The following is a 14,974-nucleotide window of genomic DNA, read 5'->3' as shown; positions in this document are numbered from 1 at the left end:
GCCGATGCCTCGCATGGGTTGTTCGGCAGGGATTGGGGCAGGTCAGTCATGGGGAATGCTCTCATCAAGACGACAGCGCACTGTCATCATCCAGGATAGACGCGGCGCTGGGTGTAAGCGGATCCAACCAATCGGCCATACTTCGCCCCCAGTGCAGCAACGACCGCTGTTCGGCGTTAATGTCCTCACCCTGGTGTTGTTCCAGCGCCGCAAGGTACTCGCGTAGGCGTGCGGCGCGCTGCCAACGTAACGCCTGGTCTTCCAGGTGGGCCAATCGCGCCCGTTCCATCGCTTGCGCTTGCTGTCGTTGCACAAGAGCTAGTCGGACCGCCTCGCGCTCAGCGGCCTCTACCGCGTACCGCTCCTCGCGCTGAAGAATCTCTACCGCTCGGGTCACCATCAGCACGATCACATGATTGAGCTGATCGTCGACCGAACGGGCGCTGGAATCACTGACTTTTCCGCCGAAACCGTCGCTGACAATCAGCTGCAATTTGCCCGTAGGCTGAAACTGCCACTTCGGCCAATACCCCGCCTCACCAGCGGCGGCTTCCGCCCGTTCTTCGGCGGTGGGCTGATAGTCCAGACGATGCGTGGGTTCATAAAAGCGGACAGTCAATGCCACGCCCAAGACCTTCACTTCTATGCGCTGCCGACCCGGCGCGAGGGTGTAACCCCGCACTTCCAGCGCTTGCAATAGAGCATTGGCCACGTTCAAAGTGCGCGACAGCAACGCCGGCGACACGGAAATATCCAAGGTGCCGGCGGTGGTTTGCGGCAACCCTCGGGCATCAATTCTGGGGCGTTGCAGCGACGCCTGGGCGGCCGCCACCACGGGGTGCCACGCCTGCACCGACGTCACTACGCGGATGCGATTTTCCGCTCGCGCCTCAAATTCAATCACCGCCGCCAACCGAGGATCGACGGGCGTAGGGGAATCCGTAGTCGCTGGGCGAGTGGGGCGTCGCAAGGCACTGGGTGCACCGGTGTATGCCGGCAAAACGGGGACAGCGGGCACCGGTTTGCCTACCGTCTGCTTGGCCCAATACCCTTGGGCGGGGCGCGGAATATTTAAACGGGTGCACAGCTTGGCAATGCCCACATTCGACAGACCGTAGCGGCGCGCGACCACGGTCAGGGGTTCGGCCCAGACCTCCGCCAGCAGCTGCGCGCGATCATATAGTTGTTCCATGCGCTGGATCTCCCCCGGTGGATGAAACTACCCCTGATTGAACCGAAATCCGATTATGCGCAGCGCGGTTCGAATCCACCGGCAGCATCGTGCCCGTGCGTCGACTCACGGCCAGCTTAGATCAGGCCGTGGGTCACGAAAGCCATTGGGGACTGACCGTTACCGGTGCCCGCCACACCTCATTGATAACCTCGCACACTCGGATAAACCCCGCGCACCAAGAGGGCTAGCAGCTGATCCAGCGAGTCTCTGCCGTCGGGCTCGGCAAAGGTCAGGATCACGTAATAACTGCCGGTCTGGGTACGCAGGGCCCAAAACTCGGGCCATTGATCCACGTGTTGGATATCGGAGGTGCGAATACGATGGCCATCTTGAAAGCGGCCGTCCGGGCGCACGCGAACATGGTGATAGACCTGCGCCAGACAACAACACACGCAAAACTGGGCATTGACCAAATAGGCTGTGACCGGCTGATCGAAGTCCAAATGCAGAGCACGCTTAAGTTGGCGTGCGGCATAACCACTGAGCGACGTATTCATTTATTTAAAACCCTGTTTAAAAAACAACGGTTTGTTTTCTTTGTAACTTTGCAAGGCGTGCTCAACAGGACTACTCAATATTCACGCCGACTGATACTGTGCAGAGACGTTATGTCGCGCTAATTATTGAGGTCACTGATGACCCTCACCCTTTTTTGGTTAATCCTGCTCACAGTGACTGGCTTTCGCATGGCCGAACGTGAACTGCTGTGCTCGCCCACTACCCTGTCTGCCCGTCATTACCCTGCCGTGTTGTATTCACTGCTGCTGGGCAGTTTCGCGGCCTGCGTGACTGCCGTGGCCTTGGTGCTGGTGGCGCTGTGCGCGATGACGCTGCTGCCGGCCTGGGCCCATCAAGTCGCCAGCGCCAGCCTCACCACGCTCCAACGCTTCGTACCGACCGCGCCCGACAACGGGCTGATGGTGAGTATGACGGGGGTCCTGGTGATCAGTTTCGTCACCGCACCGCTGCATCGAAAGTGGCTCACACGTTTGCAGTCGTAAGGCCGATCTACTTATAACTTCAGGCCGTCTCGTGCTTATCCGAGCCACGTTTATTCCACTGGGCGGCGGCCAGCAGTTCATCAATACTGAGCAACAGCCCGCGCTGCACCCCATAAGAGGCCTTAGTGGAGACCGGTTTAACCCCGGCCGGCATCAGTCCGCGCAATATCCACGGCGACTTGCTGTTAGCCCGATGCGCAAGTTCGGCCAACACCGCATAGTTGGACATAAAGTCCAACAAGGCCGACAGTGAAATAAGCGTCACTGCACGGTTGTCTCGTGTTTCAACGGTGGCCTTCAACAAGCCCTGTTTAATCCAGGTCATGATGCATTCCTGTTTCCAGCCACGCAGATTGACCACCTCACTCACCAGCAACTTGACCTCTGGCTGTTCCTCGACCACCTCTTCCTTGAGGTCATCGAGGTCGAACCGCAGGCCCGCCAAACCGTGCAGGCTTGGGTTAAGCGCCACCGGCCGAATTTCGAGGGCGAGTATTTTGTGCAGGACCGAGCAAATGCGGTCCGTGGAAATGCCACGACGCACCGAAATATCATGCAGGCCAATTTGCCGCGCCATCGGCACCTCACGCGGCGCCAGTGCACCGTGCAGGCGAGCCACCAAAGCCTCCACGTCCTTGACCTTAAACTCGGCTGACACCAGCGCCGGGCGCTGTTTTTTGACTTGCTTGCGCAAGGCACCCGCCTGCATCAGGCGTTCAAACAGGACCTTGGACACACCCAGCTGTTTACGCACCTCAGTGGCGGTGTAATAGGCCTGTCGATTACGCCGGATGGTCTCCACCTCATCGCGATGAATCGAGAAAAACCGATTCGCCCCCGACAAGACCACCTTACCTTTCACTTCCTGGGTGGTGATCGCCGAACGCACCAACTCCGCGCCCATCCCGATCAAGCGACCCGCCTCCTCAGCGGTCAACCAGCACTTCTCCTGGAGGTGCTGGGGATCGACGGTACTGAGGCGCAGGTTGAGATGACCGTCAAAATTTTCCGTTAGCTGGCGCATCAGCGCCTCATGAATGAAGTCATACGCCGAATCAGCAAAGTGCTGGTGCAGCGCGCGATACCAGCCACCCAGGCGCTTGGCCAAACCCGGTCCTTCACTGCCGATCAGGAGTGCGTCAATGCGACCGTCAAACCCCATCGGCCACTGCGCGATCACGCTCCAGACCTTGTTCAGCTCCTGCCGGGCGTCCGCCAACGAGGAGGGGCGGGCGGCCGTGCCTCGTTTTTTCTCCGCCCCCTCGGGCGAAAGGTGCTTGGCCAGGAAGACCAACAGCTCGGCGATGCTGGCCGGCGGCTGGTCCTCCCGCCAGGGCAGCGGCAGCAACTGCCGGGCAGGATGCTCCACGCCCATCAGCAGGGCGGTTATAGCGAGTTCAGGCTCTGTGGCAGCGGGGCGGGCCAGTGCGGTCAATGACTGCCCACAATCACAATGGCCGATACGCTCGCGAGCCGTGGAGAGCGGCAAGGTGCAGCGCGGGCACACGTCGAGCAGCGTCAGGTGATGGGTCGGGCAGGCCGTCACCAACACATGGCCCCAGGCCATCCGCACGTAGGGCTGCTCTGCCAGACACGCCGTACACACCGGTTGCACCTCGCCGCGCTGAAACTTGCGCCGCAACAGCGCTGTGCTGGCGTCTACACTGGGTTGTCGCTGACTCAGCTCGACGGAATCCACCCCGAAGGCCTCGGCCATTTTATGAAGTTGAAGCGCGTCATATTCCAGACGCGGTTTCAGGTCGAGAGAGCCCAGTAGGCGCTTCACATTGGGCACGATATTACGCTCGCTCAAGCGCAGCAAATACCCGGCGAGGCTTTCGTTTTCATACGGAGTCAGCTTAACGATCAGGGTCATGGGCGCGCACTCCGACTGCGAACGCCACTGGGTGGCGCCATGTGAGCCTCTTCAAGCATTCTGACGAAGCCTTGCCCCAGCAAACTTTCGGCTGGAGGATTGCCCTGTTCGAACGGATTGAATTGAAGAAAGCCGGTACCCACGGTTTCAGCGTGTGCTTTAAACAAGGTCTTCTCGGTAATGCGCTTAGATTTTGCCAACTGTTCAGCGGCGTTAAACAGCTTAAACAACATGCCCACACGACCGAGGCAGGAACCATAGACCCGCTGGCTGAACGCGATATCGGACGCATCGGGCACTTCCCAACCGGCGTCGATGAACACTTCCATCAGCGAAACAAGGGCCTTACGAAACTCCAACTGCTCCTCTGCGTGATTCCAGTTGTAGGGCCTAAACTCATGCACGGCTTCGGCCCGATCTCGCAGTTGCTCATTACGTGTGAGGACCTCTTTGGCAATTGGAAGACCTGTCAAAATAAGCGTTAGGTTCATTTCTTCAGCCAACACCTTTAGCCAGTCGGCAGCCTCACGCGCGGCCGTTACTGAACCGCGCTCAGCAAAGTGCTGCATTTCATCAAAGATCAAGACTCGGGTACCGGTGACTTTCAGTAGCTCGCATGCCATACGGGTCAGCTCTTCCGCACTGGAACGGCCATAACGTCGGGATCCCAATGCTTCCAACAGTGCTACCGGCAGTGAGCGGCGTGTCGGATTGACCGGGGTGACGACTCGGATCACCGGCATGCGCTTTATCCCATCCACGACACTGTCCGGATGATCCACCATTACCGTCTTGATCAGCTCGGTTTTGCCGACACGGGTCGGGCCGAATATTGGAAGGATCAATGACTCGCCCGCCAGACCGCGCGCCACGACCGCTTCAATGCGCTGCAACGCTTGGACAAACAACGCATGTTCAATGAGTTCATGCTTCACCAATGCGGTCATACCGAATCACCCCCACGCATTTTTTTTCGGCGCGGAGCGGCGATGAGGGGCTGAGCACTGAGCGAAGCTGCTGGCGCGTCCTGGACCACACGCTCGCGCAGCTGTTGCTGTCGATGGGCCTCCCGCTCTGCTTGGCGGGCGGCACGGTTACGATCACCAACTTTCCCGGATTTGGCCTTCGCGTGATTCTCACGCAGCATCCGCACATGGGCCGCTTGGTACTCCTCGCCTGAGAGCGCGGCATCGCTTTTACGATGCGATTTACGAATTGCTCGGGCTTCTTCAAAGCTGATCAGTGGCATCGCCGGTTCTCGATTGCGCGCCACGATCAGGTTGTCTCGATTACGCGGATCAACGACGAAAATCTCAAGACAGTCCAGCGGGTAGTAGCGCACCTGAACTTTGCGTTTCATACCCAGCTCCTTGTACAAATGATCCAATTCGCGGCTGTGGTAAGTCATCGTGTCGAAACTGATGCCTACGCGACTCAGCGTGAGTTCTTGCGAGTGATAACGCAGACAAGCCGCACGGAACTCCTCGGGATTCGGAGGGGGCAGAACCACATACTGCTGCTTCAACAGCGCCATGGCTTTAGCCGGACTGGTGCCTACTCCGAAGCGGCTTTCGAGCCTTGAACTGGGGGTTTGCATGTACACATCGGCTACCCAGCGAATAATCAACGCCTCCAATTCAGCGACCGTGTACAAATTCTGAGTCATCGCTCGACCGATGGGATCTTTTTCCATCTTGCTTTGAGAGACGACAGAGCCCGGACAGGTATTGATCAGGTGCGCTTTGAGCGTGCCAAAAAAACGCTCGATGTAAGGCTTGGCCTGAGGTTTCCCGGCCATTGGATAATCAATCACCGTGTTGAGGTAGCGCAGTGCATTAAGCACCACACCTCCGTGGTGTTCTTGCGCGTTGTCCAGGACGATACTTTCAAGGCTGGTGGGTGCGAGCCATGGATGTTTAAGGTTGTATTTCTGACTGAACTCCTCCCCTTTCGGAGAGAAACAGAATTCCAGTGCCGACAACACAAAGTCCTGCGAGGGCTTTTGTATTGAACACTTGATCATGACAATCGCACCCGTGGCCGAATCAATACCGGCGTAGCACGTCGGACGGCCGATGATCTTGCCGTTTTCGTCACAACAGAAAACGTCCAGGGGCGTGGCATCAACTTCGACACGCTCATAGGGGCGCTCCACGACCAACTTCTTGATGGCGCCACGCATTTCCTGGGCGTAGGTGGTTTTATCCACGCGTCCAAACGTCAACAGCGTTTGAGTCAGGGCTTTCAATCTACGGCCAATACTACGGCGCGAAATACCTTTAAAAAACATATTGCGTTCCTCCGCCCGTTCGCGACAACGATGATTAACCAACTTGGTTATCTGACTGACATTGAATTTATCGGTCTCACAGAACCATTTGAAAATCTCATCCGTTACGGTTTCTTCAAAATCAAGATCTTCCAGTGTTTTGAATGGCCGCTTGTTGCCACGGGCACTGTAGAAAGGCGCCAATTGATCAGTCGCCGTAGCAATGTGATCCGCTTTTCTCCAACGTTGAAGTGTTCGCAGATTAGGAACCGTAATACCTTGGGTACGGCAATACTCGTCCAGCTGTACAATGATGGCGCTCCACGATTTTTCGTCGTTGCGCCCCCTCCGTACAAGTTCCAACAACTCCAGACGATGGTCCAGCGCACAACGCTCAGTCTTCGTCAAATGCCTGACCGGTATTTCCGCAATAGGTGTTGTCGCGCTATTGGAGACCCAACGGTATTGGCCGCGAGCCACACGCTCGTGAAACTCGTCAAAACTACTGACGAACTCTTCGCCTTTATCACCCACCAATACAATCTGCGAGATCTCTGGGCGCAAGGAGTCCACTCTCAGCAGACGGGACCCTGAAAAAACCACACTGTTGGCGGCAAATGCACTTCTCATTGGCCCAACTCCAACAACTGGAAATGGCTGAGGTCACCGTGAGCGGCCGATACCGTCGACTGTTCGGTGAACAGTGAGATATTGAGGTCTGCCGCCAGTGTCCCACTCAAAATGCCTGCCAAGACGGCGGCCTTTCCACCCGTCAACAGCGCCGCCAGCTCAAAAATGGGCCACTGCGGTTTTATCGCCAAAGCGGACTCCAGTTCTTGAGTAGCCTGATCTCTAAACGCTTTAAGAAAGTCCGCGCGCAGGTTATGAAGACAGGACATATTTGCGACCATTGCTTTGGATACCGCCGTATCCGGAACGATCAGAAAGCGAATACCGTGCTGATAAAAACACGCCTCAATCGCCGGCCGCTTTTCTTCAAACTTCTCAATAAACGAAGTGTGTTTAGCGTCGACGGCAATCAACGAGCCATCGGCCATCACACAGCGAAAGTCTGGCGTATAAAAACTCGGCGTAACACCTGCTGGCTTCTTATAATCGTCTTTAGTCGGCAACAACGTATTACTGATGATTTCTAGCGTAAAGGGTTGTGCTGTGTAACTTTTCACACGTGGATCGGCTTCCAGCAAGAGCCCAACGTTTTTTTCCAATGCACTTTCGACACGAAGTTCGCCGCCTTCACCTTTCAGTGAATTGAACGCAAGTGCTCTTTTGCCTCGACGAATTCGTCGCGTGACGTCACGCGCAAAGTGAGGACTCTGATGATCTTTGATCATGTGAAACGCTCCTGGCTATGTATGGATTATTTGCTAGCCTAGGAATATTGCAAACTTCAATACGCGCTTACTTGATACTACTAAATTATGGTTTATAGCATTGACATAACATCAACAAGTTTGAATATAAAAATCAACACGTTACTTTTTTGACATTTTTCATGGTGACAAAACAGCCACTCTACCCAACAAAATGATTCTGACGACTGGTCAACTTACTCCCTTGGAACTCTCATGAAAGCGCCCAAGCGTCGGCAGTGGATTCGCGATCTCTTCGATGCCCAAGGTCATTTCAAAGACCAGTGCATGACGGTCTGGCCGCGCCAACACCTTGCACTGCTACTCAACTATGGGCAGGTGAGGAGAGTGCTTGAGCCCTACGGCACTATTTTTCTGGCCGATGCCTGGGATCTGCCGAATCATCCCGAACGCGGTATCGAGCTGATCATTTTCTGTCTTGAACCAGAAGAAGCTCTCGACCTCAGTATTCAGCTGTCCGAACTGCTCGAAACCCGCGTCTACGCCTACGCCGTCAACGACGACAACCTGGATGCGCTGGCAAAGAGGCTCGTTCATGCCTATCCCCTGGACGACATTTTGATTCATTGGCACCTGGACGAGGAGACCGTCACACGACATTGAGTCGTTACGCATCTACCGCTTCCGACAGCTCTTGATCTCACGAGGCAAATACTAGCAATGCGTCAAATAAGTAGTCAATACTTATTTGACGCATTGCTTTGTAATCGCTACCTTGGTTGGGCAACTCGTGCGTATTCAGTTTTTATCGGAGAGCGTCACCATGATCATCAATGAAAAGGTTTTTACCCAACTGCTGGAGACCGTGAGCGCTGCATCACGCGAGCCCGTAGCGACGGTTTTGGCCTTCCTGTACTGGTGGCGCTTACAAGAGCAGGGAACGCTCGATGACTCACAGTCCATGCAGCGCTTCGTCGGACGGAGCACGACCGGCACTGTTGATGCACTCAAAGGTATGCTGGAGCGTGTGGGGTACGCCGCTGTGGACAGCGGCTGGGATCGAATGGAAAGCCTGCCCACCCTGAATGCACTGGTGGAGAAGATTTGTTTGTTCGGCGCCCAAGGGCTCCTGAAAGACCTGCATTTTGACGATGCTTACTACTGGGCACCCAGCGCTTCTCCTTCGCTGGCGTTAGCCCCCACGCTGGCAGAGCTATTGGTTTCGTTACTTGAATTGCGCCCAGGCCAACAGGTGTATGCACCTTGGGATGTAACTGGGCAGTTGAGTACGCGCCTCCTTCGATCAGACACTGCCCCGACCACTGAAACGGCCGCCACGTCAGCCGTCGCTTCACTCATCGCGCTGGTGGTGGAGGCGGGTAAAAGCACAGTGCACGCGACAGACCCGATCCTGTCACCCGCAGCGGTCAAAGCTGGCCAGTTGATCCAGTTTGACGCCGCCGTGGCAGCCCCGCCCATGGGTCTTCGTTACCCTACGACTGCGGTGGAATCAGACCTGTTTAACCGCTTCCCCGAAAAAACCTCGACGGGGAGCATCCTCCAGATCCGGCACCTGATCGCGCACACTCAAGGCCGAATCGTGGTCGTGGTGCCCAACTCCGTCCTGTTCAGCGTCGGGGCGGAGCGCACGCTCAGGAAGGAGCTAGTTGAACGACAATTGATTGAAGCCGTGATTGCGCTGCCGAGTGGGCTGTTTGCCGGGTCCACCACCTCAGCCGCGATCCTGATTTTAAATTCCGCCCGTCCAAGTGAGCAGGTGCGGTTTGTGAACGCAGACGCCCCGGCCTTTCGGGCAATCGACAGCCGCAAGCGCACAACACTCACCCACTTACCCGCGCTGTTGGACCTCATCAACGACACGTCCCCGTCCCCTCAAGCCACCAGCGTGAACAGCGAGACGTTGTCAGGCCAGGACTTTAGCCTGGAAGTCGGACGTTACGTTGTCGAGGATTCGGTTCGCGAACTGGAAAAAACGCTCGCGTCGTTTCAAACGATAAAATTGTCCGAGGGCTTCGAGATCATCCGCGCCCGACAACATGCCACCACAACCACCGGTGTTGCAGTGCGTGAGGTCTTGGCGGCGGACGTACCCGATTTTGCTTACATACCGTCCGCAGGCAAGGAGGCACTGTTCGACTTAGGCTCTCCGAAAGCCACCAGCTACTTCCTCAAGCCCTATGACATTGTGCTCGCCATCAAAGGGTCCGTCGGCAAAGTGGGGATGGTCCAAGCGGTTCCCGCGCCGGGTGAGGGCGGCTGGCTGGCCGGGCAATCCTTCGTCGTACTGCGGGCGCTGCCACAAGGGTCGTGTACCCCACATGTACTTTTAACATACCTACGCTCAGCGGCAGGCCAAAGTGCCTTGAATCGCTTGATGGTCGGGGCGACGATGCCCACGCTGCAACTCGCCTCACTTAAAGAGTTGTCGGTTCCCGTGCCAGATGAACTGGATGCCGAGAAAATGCGTGACGCAGTGGACGCTGAGGCGCGGCTTCAAGCAGCCATTGAAGAGCTTAAACGCGGACAGGCGGGCCTCTCCGCCGGATTCTGGCGCTAGCTACAACAGAGCCGCGCGACCTAGCTTGTCGCTGAGGTCGCTCAGAGGCTCCTGACAGCCACCAATAATCACACTATCAAGTTGCAACTTGATATTGACGAGTTACCAGTCACAAGATAAATTAGCTCCTACAGCCACCGCCTAGGAGTCATTATGCTTCCCTACCCATCCTCTCCCGAGTTCCCAGCCGCCCTGAAAGCCCGTCGTGAATCGCTGGGCATGAGCCGCTCGGCCTTGGCCCGCGAAGCCAAGATCCATGTGGTCATGCCGCGTCGCTACGAAGAACCTGACTGCGGGGAGTTCGCTCGACCTCGCGTCGACACCACCTGGCTGGCCTTGAACAAGGCACTTGGGTACGACATTCCAGCTGACGTATTGGGATCACTGCTGCATGAGCCCCTTACGCCATCAGCCGATGAGGATGCCATAACCACGAAGGCAGGCGAGGTAAAAGCCCTGACCCTCGCGGAAGCCAAAGCCGGCCTGGCGCTCACGTTTGGTGTGGACGTCGACCGCATCGAAATCACCATTCGTGGCTGATGTGCAAAAAAGCAACATCAACCCACAAAAAAGTTGCAACTTTTAAGGTGCCCTAAATGAACACTACGCAGACTTCGGACTGGGAAAACGTTTCGGAAACCCTGAAACACAACGTCGTAGCTATGCCGCTCGGCCAAGAGCGCAAGATTCGCGAGATCATTGGCGAAGTGACTTGGGCGCCACTGCAACGATCCACGCGCCATCGCTTTGGAAAACACGTACGCGCCAACCTTGAGCACTATGGACTGGTGTTTGCGCGCATGGCAGGGCGTATAGCCGTCTATAAAAAGTCGGCCATTTGAACCGTCGCACTCGGGTCTTGGTACACCTGTCGCCAACGGATCGGGGTCCGCTCAGCGAGCCCACTGCGTTGGCCCCAGGTTGCCCTGACGGCCGCGCTGCATGTAATTGGTCATTATGATCGCCCCCACAGCCGGGCCGGTCGTGGAAAAAACCCATCCGATGCTAATCATCAAACTAGTAAACTGCGTACTACCAGCCCCCTAGGCTATGACTAATCCCTAGCACCGAAGGGTCATCACGCAGGGAACCCGGCCGCGTTGGACGAGACTGGCGCGGCGCGGGTTTCAGTACTGCGAATGGGGAAGTCTGGTGGCTGAGAGTGCTAACCAGTCAAACCCAGGATAGCCTTAACCGCACGCAAAAAATGCTCAGTTGAAGGCCATCAAGCCACTGCCGTCGCTCGTATCCCAGCGAGTACATCCACAATCTGCGTCACAGTTGCCGGTGGGAAAACGCCCATCGGGCCCTTTGCGTTGAGGTCGGTAAAGGGCGACTCGAACAAGCGGGTAGGCTCCATCACACCGGTCTGCGTCAACTCCTGCACAATCAGATCGATAAACTCAATCTGATTCGGCGTGGCCTTTTTACCATTGATAAATTTGCTGAAGGCTTGCATGGCCGCTTCGCGATCCAACCCCACCAACGAGCGAATAAAGATACCGAGGCCATGGTTCTTTTCCTTGGCTTCATCAATCAATGCCTGAGAGCCACCGGCATCGATCAGCATTTTCTCCAACTCAACCAAGTCAGATGGCGTGAGTGCCTGATTACGGCGTAGACGTTGCAATGAAAGGTGAGCCTCATGTGCCTTAAGGAAAGCTCTGACTTTCTCCTTGAACTTACTCATGTTCAAACCAGCGGTGACTTGAGGCAAGTCGATCAAGGCAACTTCGCCAATCTGGTCCTCAAAGTTCGAATAGACGATCTTCCTCTGCCGCTTCGGAATCAGCCGGATCAGTGCCCGCAGTCGGCGGCGCACGGTTTCCAACATGGGCAAGGTGACGCCCTCCCACCACTCTTCACTTCCCAGAGACTGGATCAACACCATTTCCGCTTTGATAGCCGGTATGTTGGTTTCAGCCTCCAATACAGCAGAAATATCCTGGATCTTCTCTTTGAGACTCAGGAAGTCGGGCTTAGCTTGAAGGATCGCCAGCTGAGTGCGCAAAACCAACATGTCGAAACGCTTTGCTTCTTCATCTTCATCGACCTGTTCAGATGGCAAGTCAGCCACTTTACTGGCAAGTTCATGGAACTCTTCCGGGCCAATAGTTTGCCAAGCTTCTGCCTTGCAAAATTTTTCGACAAATTTGCGCTGCGGTCTCACCACAAAGTTATCCACATTCATGGAGGCTACCTTGTCGTGCAGCAAACCAGCAGTCTCGTTACGCAAATGAGATATGCTTACTTGGTCGTCATAGGACGGGCTATTGGCTTCTATGGCCTTTATGCCTTCCTGAAGCTTCTTGTCCAGCTCGGTAATCATCTCTAGCCGCGCCTTGAACAGGCGGGTGCCCAACGCTTCGGTCGACGAACCTTCGGAGAATTCCGGATTCTGACTGAAGAACTCCAAGTTCTGGCAGAAGTCGAAAATGAAGAAATTTTTCTTGTCCTCGCCAGGACCGAATAGATCTTTGCACAATCTCGTACCGCGCCCAACCATCTGCCAGAACTTGGTTTTGGAGCGGACGACCTTGAAGAACACCAGGTTTACCACCTCAGGCACGTCGATACCCGTATCGAGCATGTCCACCGAGATGGCGATGCGTGGCATCTTGTCCTTCTTGGAAAAGTCGTCGATGAGCGTTTGGGCGTACTCAGTTTTGTAGGTTATTACTCGTGCAAAGTGACCTTTATAGTGCGGATAGTTGACGTTGAAGCGCTCGGCAATGAAGTCCGCGTGGGCATTGCTCTTGGCAAATAGAATGGTCTTGCCCAGCTGATCACCGCCGGCAACTTTCTGGCCCTTGGTCATCAGCAGTTCCAGTACCTTGTCCACCGTGTCGGTGTTGAATAACCACTGGTTCAGCTCAGCAGCATCCACTTCATCCGGGATCGTGCCCTCGTCATTCCACTCCAGCTCGTCCCATTGCGCTTTCTCATCTTCGCTGAGTTCTGCGTACTTGATACCTTCACGCTGAAATTTCAGCGGCACTGAGATGGGAACCGGGGGTACCAAGTGACGGTCACCCACAGCCTCGTCCAAGCCATAGGCATCAGTCGGTACTCCGGTTTCCAAATCGAATAGACCATAGGTATTCTTGTCAATCTCGTCTTTGGGTGTGGCGGTCAGGCCCACCAACAAAGAATCGAAGTATTCGAAGATAGCGCGATACTTCTGGTACACCGAGCGGTGTGCCTCATCAATCACAATTAAGTCAAAGTGGCCCACACCAAAACGGCGCTGGCCATCTTTAGCTTCGTCTATTAGGCCCATCATAGTGGGGTACGTGGACAGAAACACCCGTCCTTCAGTGTTCTTTTCGGTGACTAGGTTTACCGGGGCTGAATCTGGTAGGAAGGACTTGAACGAATTGACCGCTTGGTTCACCAGCGCCACGCGATCCGCTAGGAACAGAACGCGTTTGACCCAGTTGGCGCGCATTAGCAAATCAACCAAAGCAATTACCGTGCGAGTTTTACCACTGCCAGTGGCCATGACCAGCAGCGATTTTCTCTGCTTGTCCACCTCGAAAGTTGCCCCAACACGACGCACGGCACGGGTCTGATAATAGCGCTCGACAATCTGGCTGTTAATCACCGCTTCGGCCAGCGGTTTACGACTGTTGCGACGCTGAATTAGCAGCTCTAGCTCGTCTTTCTTGAAGAAGCCCTGCACAGGCCTGGGCGGGTAGAAAAGATCATCCCAGCCCCAGTGCTCGTAGCCATTGGTGTAAAAAATCATTGGGCGCTGGCCATAGATCTGCTCCAGGCAGTCAGCATACAACTTGGCCTGCTGCTGGCCCACCGTTGGGCTCTTGGTAGTACGCTTGGCCTCAACCAGCATCAGAGGCTTACCGTCATCGCCCCACAGCACGTAATCAACGTAGCCGGTATTCTCCCCGTTGGGCATGCCGGTAACTTTGACTTCGAAGTTCTTGGCTGGATCCAGGCTCCAGCCCGATTCCTTGAGCAGGAGGTCGATGAAGGCCTTGCGGGTTTCAGCCTCAGAATAATCGTGAGTATCAGGCTGAGCGGCATTGACCTTCTTGGTTATCGCCACCTCTTCACGCAGACGCTTCAACTCCTCATTCAACGCCGCATGTTGGGTCAGCACCTCAGCGAGTTTTTCATCCTTCTCTTTGAGTTTTTTCTCCAGTTTCAGAAGCTGCTCAGCCGACTGTGGGGCTACTCCAGATGGGTTTGGTAGCAAATCAAGAGAGAAGGTTTGGCTACCGGATGGGCGAGCAGTTCGCCCATAGATACGCGCCAACCAGTAACAGAAGTGGAATAGTTCCCGCGTGGCATTCTGGGCATCTGAAGTGGAGATCTTTTTGGCCCCATGAACTGCCAGATTGCCCAGATCCTTAATCAGCCGGGCCTTGGTGAACAGGGTATTCCCCACGCCCTCGCGAAAGGTAGGTTCGTGGATCAGGGCACTCAGGGTGTCCTGGTAGGGAAGCTTGAATGACTTGTCATGGGTGTAAAGCCAGGCCACCCCGATTTCCAGCGCACGTCTGGCATAAAAGCAGGCCGTGCGAGGGTCGCTATTGACTGCGCCTTCCGCTTTACTCGCTGCCTCATGCAGCAACGTCCATTCAATCGCGAGGAAGGCGAAGTTACTCATATCCTGACTTTCTCCTTGAGAATAGCGTTTATAAGCTACACCAACTCTTCAT

At 55.5% G+C, this 14,974-nt stretch carries 12 protein-coding genes; 5 read left to right on the top strand and 7 right to left on the bottom strand.

What is annotated here, in order from left to right:
• Positions 1-64 precede the first annotated feature (64 nt).
• Together F8N62_RS14030 and F8N62_RS14025 are read right to left on the bottom strand one after the other, a co-directional pair.
• Positions 65-1,192 (bottom strand): hypothetical protein, encoded by a 1,128-nt coding sequence (locus F8N62_RS14030; RefSeq protein ID WP_150711469.1) that lies wholly within the window; start codon positions 1,190-1,192, stop codon positions 65-67.
• Positions 1,193-1,371: 179 nt separating this feature from the next.
• Positions 1,372-1,731: a hypothetical protein gene (locus F8N62_RS14025; RefSeq protein ID WP_150711468.1), complete on the bottom strand. Its 360-nt coding sequence runs from the start codon at positions 1,729-1,731 to the stop codon at positions 1,372-1,374.
• Between the two features lie 138 nt (positions 1,732-1,869).
• Between F8N62_RS14025 and F8N62_RS14020 the strand changes: the two genes are divergently transcribed.
• Positions 1,870-2,235 (top strand): hypothetical protein, encoded by a 366-nt coding sequence (locus F8N62_RS14020; protein WP_150711467.1) that lies wholly within the window; start codon positions 1,870-1,872, stop codon positions 2,233-2,235.
• 19 nt (positions 2,236-2,254) lie between these two features.
• On the opposite strand, the gene F8N62_RS14015 is transcribed toward F8N62_RS14020, so the two are convergent.
• The 4 genes from F8N62_RS14015 to F8N62_RS14000 are packed head-to-tail and all read right to left on the bottom strand — an operon-like array spanning position 2,255 to position 7,735.
• The gene (locus tag F8N62_RS14015; RefSeq protein WP_150711466.1) at positions 2,255-4,111 is read right to left on the bottom strand and encodes a TniQ family protein; all 1,857 of its coding nucleotides are present in this window, start codon (positions 4,109-4,111) and stop codon (positions 2,255-2,257) included.
• Positions 4,108-5,058, bottom strand: coding sequence for a TniB family NTP-binding protein (locus F8N62_RS14010; protein ID WP_150711465.1), 951 nt, complete (start codon positions 5,056-5,058; stop codon positions 4,108-4,110). Before F8N62_RS14010 ends, F8N62_RS14015 begins: the two co-directional genes overlap by 4 nt.
• Complete coding sequence (locus F8N62_RS14005; RefSeq protein WP_150711464.1) at positions 5,055-7,010, bottom strand: Mu transposase C-terminal domain-containing protein; 1,956 nt, start codon at positions 7,008-7,010, stop codon at positions 5,055-5,057. The genes F8N62_RS14010 and F8N62_RS14005 overlap by 4 nt, the downstream gene beginning before the upstream one ends.
• Positions 7,007-7,735: a hypothetical protein gene (locus F8N62_RS14000; protein WP_150711463.1), complete on the bottom strand. Its 729-nt coding sequence runs from the start codon at positions 7,733-7,735 to the stop codon at positions 7,007-7,009. The genes F8N62_RS14005 and F8N62_RS14000 overlap by 4 nt, the downstream gene beginning before the upstream one ends.
• 234 nt (positions 7,736-7,969) lie before the next feature.
• Between F8N62_RS14000 and F8N62_RS13995 the strand changes: the two genes are divergently transcribed.
• From F8N62_RS13995 to F8N62_RS13980, 4 genes are all read left to right on the top strand, one after another.
• Positions 7,970-8,377: a hypothetical protein gene (locus F8N62_RS13995; RefSeq protein ID WP_150711462.1), complete on the top strand. Its 408-nt coding sequence runs from the start codon at positions 7,970-7,972 to the stop codon at positions 8,375-8,377.
• A 160-nt stretch (positions 8,378-8,537) separates the two neighbouring features.
• On the top strand, positions 8,538-10,292 hold the full coding sequence (locus F8N62_RS32065) for an N-6 DNA methylase (RefSeq protein ID WP_150711461.1): 1,755 nt from the start codon (positions 8,538-8,540) through the stop codon (positions 10,290-10,292).
• Positions 10,293-10,445: 153 nt separating this feature from the next.
• Positions 10,446-10,832: a helix-turn-helix domain-containing protein gene (locus tag F8N62_RS13985; protein WP_150711460.1), complete on the top strand. Its 387-nt coding sequence runs from the start codon at positions 10,446-10,448 to the stop codon at positions 10,830-10,832.
• A gap of 56 nt (positions 10,833-10,888) precedes the next feature.
• On the top strand, positions 10,889-11,134 hold the full coding sequence (locus F8N62_RS13980; protein ID WP_150711459.1) for a hypothetical protein: 246 nt from the start codon (positions 10,889-10,891) through the stop codon (positions 11,132-11,134).
• Positions 11,135-11,517: 383 nt separating this feature from the next.
• On the opposite strand, the gene F8N62_RS13975 is transcribed toward F8N62_RS13980, so the two are convergent.
• Positions 11,518-14,922, bottom strand: coding sequence for a DEAD/DEAH box helicase family protein (locus F8N62_RS13975; RefSeq protein WP_150711458.1), 3,405 nt, complete (start codon positions 14,920-14,922; stop codon positions 11,518-11,520).
• Between the last annotated feature and the right edge of the window lie 52 nt (positions 14,923-14,974).

The organism is Pseudomonas fluorescens (assembly GCF_902497785.1).
Lineage (GTDB): Bacteria > Pseudomonadota > Gammaproteobacteria > Pseudomonadales > Pseudomonadaceae > Aquipseudomonas > Aquipseudomonas fluorescens_BO.
The sequence above is the reverse complement of the archived record's forward strand: the minus strand, read 5'-3'. Positions and strand labels throughout refer to the sequence as shown.

Bases quoted from the DNA above. Each gene is read 5' to 3' on its own strand.
- F8N62_RS14030 (WP_150711469.1), bottom strand. From the start codon at position 1,192: ATGGAACAACTATATGATCGCGCGCAGCTGCTGGCGGAGGTCTGGGCC.
- F8N62_RS14025 (WP_150711468.1), bottom strand. From the start codon at position 1,731: ATGAATACGTCGCTCAGTGGTTATGCCGCACGCCAACTTAAGCGTGCT.
- F8N62_RS14020 (WP_150711467.1), top strand. From the start codon at position 1,870: ATGACCCTCACCCTTTTTTGGTTAATCCTGCTCACAGTGACTGGCTTT.
- F8N62_RS14015 (WP_150711466.1), bottom strand. From the start codon at position 4,111: ATGACCCTGATCGTTAAGCTGACTCCGTATGAAAACGAAAGCCTCGCC.
- F8N62_RS14010 (WP_150711465.1), bottom strand. From the start codon at position 5,058: ATGACCGCATTGGTGAAGCATGAACTCATTGAACATGCGTTGTTTGTC.
- F8N62_RS14005 (WP_150711464.1), bottom strand. From the start codon at position 7,010: ATGAGAAGTGCATTTGCCGCCAACAGTGTGGTTTTTTCAGGGTCCCGT.
- F8N62_RS14000 (WP_150711463.1), bottom strand. From the start codon at position 7,735: ATGATCAAAGATCATCAGAGTCCTCACTTTGCGCGTGACGTCACGCGA.
- F8N62_RS13995 (WP_150711462.1), top strand. From the start codon at position 7,970: ATGAAAGCGCCCAAGCGTCGGCAGTGGATTCGCGATCTCTTCGATGCC.
- F8N62_RS32065 (WP_150711461.1), top strand. From the start codon at position 8,538: ATGATCATCAATGAAAAGGTTTTTACCCAACTGCTGGAGACCGTGAGC.
- F8N62_RS13985 (WP_150711460.1), top strand. From the start codon at position 10,446: ATGCTTCCCTACCCATCCTCTCCCGAGTTCCCAGCCGCCCTGAAAGCC.
- F8N62_RS13980 (WP_150711459.1), top strand. From the start codon at position 10,889: ATGAACACTACGCAGACTTCGGACTGGGAAAACGTTTCGGAAACCCTG.
- F8N62_RS13975 (WP_150711458.1), bottom strand. From the start codon at position 14,922: ATGAGTAACTTCGCCTTCCTCGCGATTGAATGGACGTTGCTGCATGAG.